Raw genomic sequence first — 4,908 nt, forward strand, 5'->3', positions numbered from 1 at the left:
ATAGCCGCCTTCGGGCGGCTTTTTATTGCCCGGAGAAAAGTATGGCGGCGACTGCAGCGCACTATGAATCCATGACCACTATCAAGCTGTCCGGCTCGTTGGCGAGAAAATTTGGCCGCCTGCACCGCCGCTTGCTTGACTCTGGTCGATCCTGGGAGGTCTTCAAAGCCTTGAAGATTACGCTTGAAGGGTTCGAAGAGGAGATTCGAAGGCCCGACGGTTTGGGGATGAGGTTTGCGATTTTTCGGAATGGGAAAAACACCGGGACCAAGGGCTTTGACCTGGCTGGCACCAGAGAGATCCGGATTGTTCCAGTTGTTGGGGGTAGTAAGCGCGGCGGCATTCTCCAAACAATCGCCGACACGATGACCATTGCCGAATACCGGCAAGCCTGGCCGGCTGCCGCACGGCGCCACTGAGCGAAAGGCCTTGTATGACCGCGCGCTGAAGGTGATGGCGTGATCAGCTGGCGCACGATAGGTGCAGCGGCATCGCTGGCGCTGGTGCTCTGGGCGTTCTGGGGCACCTACGAGCACGGCCGCTCGACCATGGATGCCGAATGGAAGGCGCGATGGGCCGTCCGTGACGCCGGTGACAAGCAGGCCTGGGCGCAGGAAGAGTCCAGGGCCCGCAGTGAAGAGCAACGCCGCGCAGCGGCACAGGAGGAGGCGAGAGCAAATGCCCGGAAACAAGAACACATTGCAGCTGCTGGCGCTGATGGTGCCGATGATGCTGGCCAACGGCTGCACGACGATGCTGCCCGCTATGCCGCCGCCGCGGGCAAGTGCACCGCAGATTCCGCCGCTGCCGCCCGAGGCCAGGCAGCCACCCGCGCCGCCATGGTGCTCTCCGACCTGCTCACACGGGCTGATGCTCGAGCGGGAGAGCTGGCGAAAGCGTATGACCGAGCCCGAATAGCAGGGTTCGCGTGCGAGGCGACCTATACTGCACTAATTAAATAGCTGGAGCAGCAGCGTGAAGAAAACCCTGGCGGGAGTGATTGAGGCTGGCGAGCCGCTGATTCAGCAGGCTATCGATGCACAGCGGCGCTACCAAGCAGCCCAGGACGTCGGCCAGCCATCAGAGGAGGTCGAACGCCTGCGGCAGGAGGCCGAGTCGCTCTACCAAGCTGTCACTGAGGTCGCTGGGTGGCCCCACTCGTTCCCTCAACTAGGCTCGTCTCATGTTTTGGCCAAATGCTGTAGCGGAAGCCTTATATGTAGCCGGATTCTCACACAGATGGTCTTGTAGTAGTTATTCAAAGGTAGGAAATCAGGATAGTGAGTGAGGAGCTTGCATTGCCGATACCCACTTTTTTCGCGGTCTGGTAATAGGCTGCGGTGAAGCTATATGTAGCGCTGCTCCCTGAAGGCGGCGGCAGGCCATTGTCGACCGCGAATCGTACCGGCTGTCCATCTCTGCTAATCTGGATTCCTAGGCCAGTTACACTGCCGGGGTCTAATTTCATGATGCCATTGGCCTGATCCAGCCATCCAGGTCCTGGAGTCATTGCATAGGTGACTTTGTTTATCGTACCGGTACAGTTTTTCAGACCAATGTTAAAGTCTACTGGCTTGCTGACATATCCAATGTTAGAGCGCTCTGAAACTTGGTATTCACCCATGGGGACGTCTGTTGTGGAAAGTTCACAACTGCCCATCTGAACCACGAGGTCGTTTGCGAAATTTGCCGTATAAATTTTCAATGTCCACGCTTGGTAGTAAGCAAAATCGCCGGCAGGAATAGTTATTAATTTGTTCAGTGGGGCGATTTTGAAAATCCTTAGACGATATGGAGGGTCCACTGTGAATGCCTCGCCAGGCCTGCCGTATGCAGGGTGGAATTCATCCTGGCCGCCCATTGACTCCAGTACATAACCAAGGCCGCTATTACCAAACGGCATAACGCTATTTTTAGGGGGCGTGCCGTATATACTCTTAATACCATGCGCGTCTGTGGGACTATAACGAAAGTTCACTTTTGATCCATTAGACGCTTGCTTGCTTGGCGTTAATTCCAATTTTTATCTTCATCGTTCATTGCTGATTCATGCTGGCTGAAGGGAATATTTGAAGTTACCTTCTGCTCCCCCCATTCGGAATCAGACGATTCTCATTGTCGCCACAGGCTCTAGGCCTTGGACGGCATGTCTCCCCAGATTGGCGAGCAACCACCCAGCTGCGCCGTCTACGCCGGTTCGACTCCGCCCTCGGCCTCCATTAATGAAAACCCCGCAGATTAACGTCTGCGGGGTTATTCTTTGTGGGTCGAATAGGCCGAACATTTCCGCCAACCGCAAGGAAGTCCTACTACAGGGCTTTCACAGGAATGCAGATATCGCAGCTGAACTCACCCGTTTCAGGGTTAAATGCCGTCGCTGCATAAAACATCTCAAAGCATGGCCGGTCGTCGCATTGCAGGCCGTTGGACGGCATCCATTCGCGCATCAGCCGCGTCCAGGCGTCAGCTATGTTCTCTACTCGCCCCTTGAAGCTCGACACCGCATAGCGGCCGCCCGGTAGGGTTTGAGTGTCTGCCTGACCGCTGGCAACAAAATCTGCTGGCACTTCAACGCAAGCGTCATAGCGGCACTTGTTGGCTGGCGTGATAGATGGATCGTCATAACCTATGCCGTAGCAAGCTTCCTCGCTGAAGCCATTCGAGTGCATCCATGGCGCCATTGTACTGCGCCAGAATTCGCCGATCGCAGGGCCGTACGGGCCGATCAAACGTTGGTAGGCGACTCGCGTTTTGGGTAAGTCGATGATGCGTACATGCATGGTGGTCTCCTTCGTCGATAGATAAGAGACGTCAGAGTCACCGAACGCGGTTTCGCGTGCCTGATCGGTATTGCCGAAGACCTGATCAGGATTGCTCTCCTGCTTGCCAGGGCGCTGGCCGATGGCGGCCGCCAGCGCTGCCAGTCGCTGTGGCGTATTGGCACGCCAGTCTGATGGCGTGCATCCAAACTTGAGTTTGAAGGCCCGCGCGAATGCTTCACCCGAGTTGAAGCCGGTGGCCAGGGCGGTTTCAAGTACTGTTTCATGGCTGCCGCAGGACAGACGGAGTGCCGCTTTCTCGAGCCGTCTTCGCCGGACGTAGCTGCCCAGTGTCTCGCCCATCCAGGCGGCGAAGATCCGATGAAAATGAAAGCGCGAGAAGTTGGCGACGTCGGCTAATTCCGCGCCCTCCAACGGATGCTCCAGGTGAGCATCGATGTAGTTGAGTACACGGTTCATGCGCCGCGTGTACTCAGCACGTGATGCGTGAGCGGTAGGTTCGGTCGTCATGGTGCAGACACAATACTCTCAGATATCAAAAAGCAGAGGCTCAATATTTCGAGCACAGGCGCTTACGATGGGTGAGTGCCAGGTCCCGAATAGGGCCATTCCAAGCGATAGGTGAGAGTAGCAATACGGCGATAAGGAATGCCACCTGAGACAGGTAGAACGGCTCCAGCCACTGTTGCTTCAATGCTACGTAAAAACTGTTGTGGGTTATGTCGAGCAAAATAATCGCTGCCGTCAGCACGATTCCGGCTCTTGGCTTGATGAAAAGCAGCAGTGCTGCAAGTGGGTCCAGAAACGTAAGCGCCCCCCAGAACACCCGACTAGCCAAGTAAGCGCTAGGCCCGTATCCATAGTCCCAGAGCAATCCATGTGCAACGTCTGCACGAATATGATTAGCGGTTGCGATGAGAAGACAGCAGGCAAACAAAACTCTGACGGCGAATGACAATCTTGGCATAGCGGTATCTACATCCGTGTTCTACACCCTGCATGATATCGGGATTGACCAACAACGCTAGCCGTTGCAAACAGGGAAGGTGTGAGCGCTTATGCTGAAACGCGAGCGCGGTGTATTCCTCACGCGTAGGGGAACAGTGGCGTGGAATGAGGTAGTGTTCTGCTGCGCATGAACAGCCCGCCGAAGCGGGCTGATGCCGAGCGCAGTAAAAGGGGAGAGCTCTCGGCCAGTTCAGTGTAGCTTGGTGTGCTCATTTGAATCGCCGCCATCGCTGAATAACCCAATCTCCACCAAGGCGGCCTCAATGACCGCCAAGGCTTCGGCGATGCTTTGAAGGGGCTTTTCAGGATAGCCCTGGCTTGACGGGGTAACCCCTTTCATGGAGGTGGCCAAGGCAAGCTGCGCATCAGCCAGCCGGGAGAGTAGGGCAAGAGTGAGTTTGTCGGTGACCATGGGCTGATCCTCCAAAGGTCACGACAGGATAGCAGGCAACAAAAAGCCCGCCGAAGCGGGCTGATGCGCGGGCCAGGACAAGCATCCAATCCGGCGAATTCGCGCTGTTCATGGCTGCAGGACCGCTTTGCCTTCAGGGGCTGAGTGTTGGAATCGGCATTGATGGCGACTCAGACATCTCCACCAGCAGTTGCCCAAATGCGTTGGCCGCAGGCGTCTTTCCCGTGGCGCTCCATATCAGTCTGAAATCAGCATCCACCAGCGCTGGCAAGCCATGTTGCCCGTCAATCACCACCATACCGGGCTCTAGATCGCCCAGCGGTAGCGCGGTGACGGCAAGCCCCGCCAATACCGCCGCCCGCAGCCCTTGCTGGCTAGGAGAGGTAAAGGCGACCCGCCACTCGACGGAGGAACGCTCCAGTGCCTCTACGGCCACCTGGCGGTGCACGCAGGGTGCTGGGGCAAACGCCAGCGGCAATGGGGTATCGCCGGCAAAGTCGAAACTGTGCGCCGCAGCCCAGACAAACCGGGTTTCGCGCAGCACGGTACCGCCGGCCTGACTGTCCGGCAATGCCATGACCACGGCCAGATCGAGCCCATCGCTATCAACCAGCGCGCGCAGATCGAGGTAGGTGCCAACGGTTACATCCAGACGTACTGCGGGAAATTGCCTGGCGAACCGAGCCAGTAACGGCGGGGGGGGGGCGC

General features: G+C 57.1%; 5 protein-coding genes and 1 pseudogene. 2 read left to right on the forward strand and 4 right to left on the reverse strand.

Annotation, left to right across the window (positions count from 1 at the left end):
• Positions 1 to 41 precede the first annotated feature (41 nt).
• Both UW3_RS27645 and UW3_RS0124285 read left to right on the forward strand, forming a co-directional pair.
• A pseudogene (locus tag UW3_RS27645) lies at positions 42 to 356 on the forward strand (tail assembly protein); the annotation flags it as partial.
• Positions 357 to 458: 102 nt separating this feature from the next.
• Complete coding sequence (locus UW3_RS0124285; protein ID WP_010226449.1) at positions 459 to 962, forward strand: DUF2514 family protein; 504 nt, start codon at positions 459 to 461, stop codon at positions 960 to 962.
• A 296-nt stretch (positions 963 to 1,258) separates the two neighbouring features.
• On the opposite strand, the gene UW3_RS0124295 is transcribed toward UW3_RS0124285, so the two are convergent.
• From UW3_RS0124295 to UW3_RS29960, 4 genes are all read right to left on the reverse strand, one after another.
• Positions 1,259 to 1,978 carry a fimbrial protein gene (locus UW3_RS0124295; protein WP_148276816.1) on the reverse strand — a complete coding sequence of 240 codons (720 nt, stop codon included), beginning with the start codon at positions 1,976 to 1,978 and terminating at the stop codon, positions 1,259 to 1,261.
• Positions 1,979 to 2,309: 331 nt separating this feature from the next.
• Complete coding sequence (locus tag UW3_RS0124300; protein ID WP_010226455.1) at positions 2,310 to 3,239, reverse strand: AraC family transcriptional regulator; 930 nt, start codon at positions 3,237 to 3,239, stop codon at positions 2,310 to 2,312.
• Between the two features lie 739 nt (positions 3,240 to 3,978).
• Positions 3,979 to 4,200, reverse strand: a complete 222-nt coding sequence (locus UW3_RS0124310) for a hypothetical protein (RefSeq protein WP_010226457.1) — start codon at positions 4,198 to 4,200, stop codon at positions 3,979 to 3,981.
• Between the two features lie 133 nt (positions 4,201 to 4,333).
• Positions 4,334 to 4,908: LysR substrate-binding domain-containing protein (locus tag UW3_RS29960; protein ID WP_010226458.1), on the reverse strand; the 575-nt coding region annotated here is incomplete at its 5' end.

It is taken from the genome of Pseudomonas donghuensis (assembly GCF_000259195.1).
In the GTDB taxonomy this organism is placed as follows: domain Bacteria; phylum Pseudomonadota; class Gammaproteobacteria; order Pseudomonadales; family Pseudomonadaceae; genus Aquipseudomonas; species Aquipseudomonas donghuensis.

What these genes read in the sequence shown, in the direction of transcription:
- UW3_RS0124300 (WP_010226455.1), bottom strand. Translation starts at nt 3,239, where the DNA reads ATGAACCGTGTACTCAACTACATCGATGCTCACCTGGAGCATCCGTTG.
- UW3_RS0124310 (WP_010226457.1), bottom strand. Translation starts at nt 4,200, where the DNA reads ATGGTCACCGACAAACTCACTCTTGCCCTACTCTCCCGGCTGGCTGAT.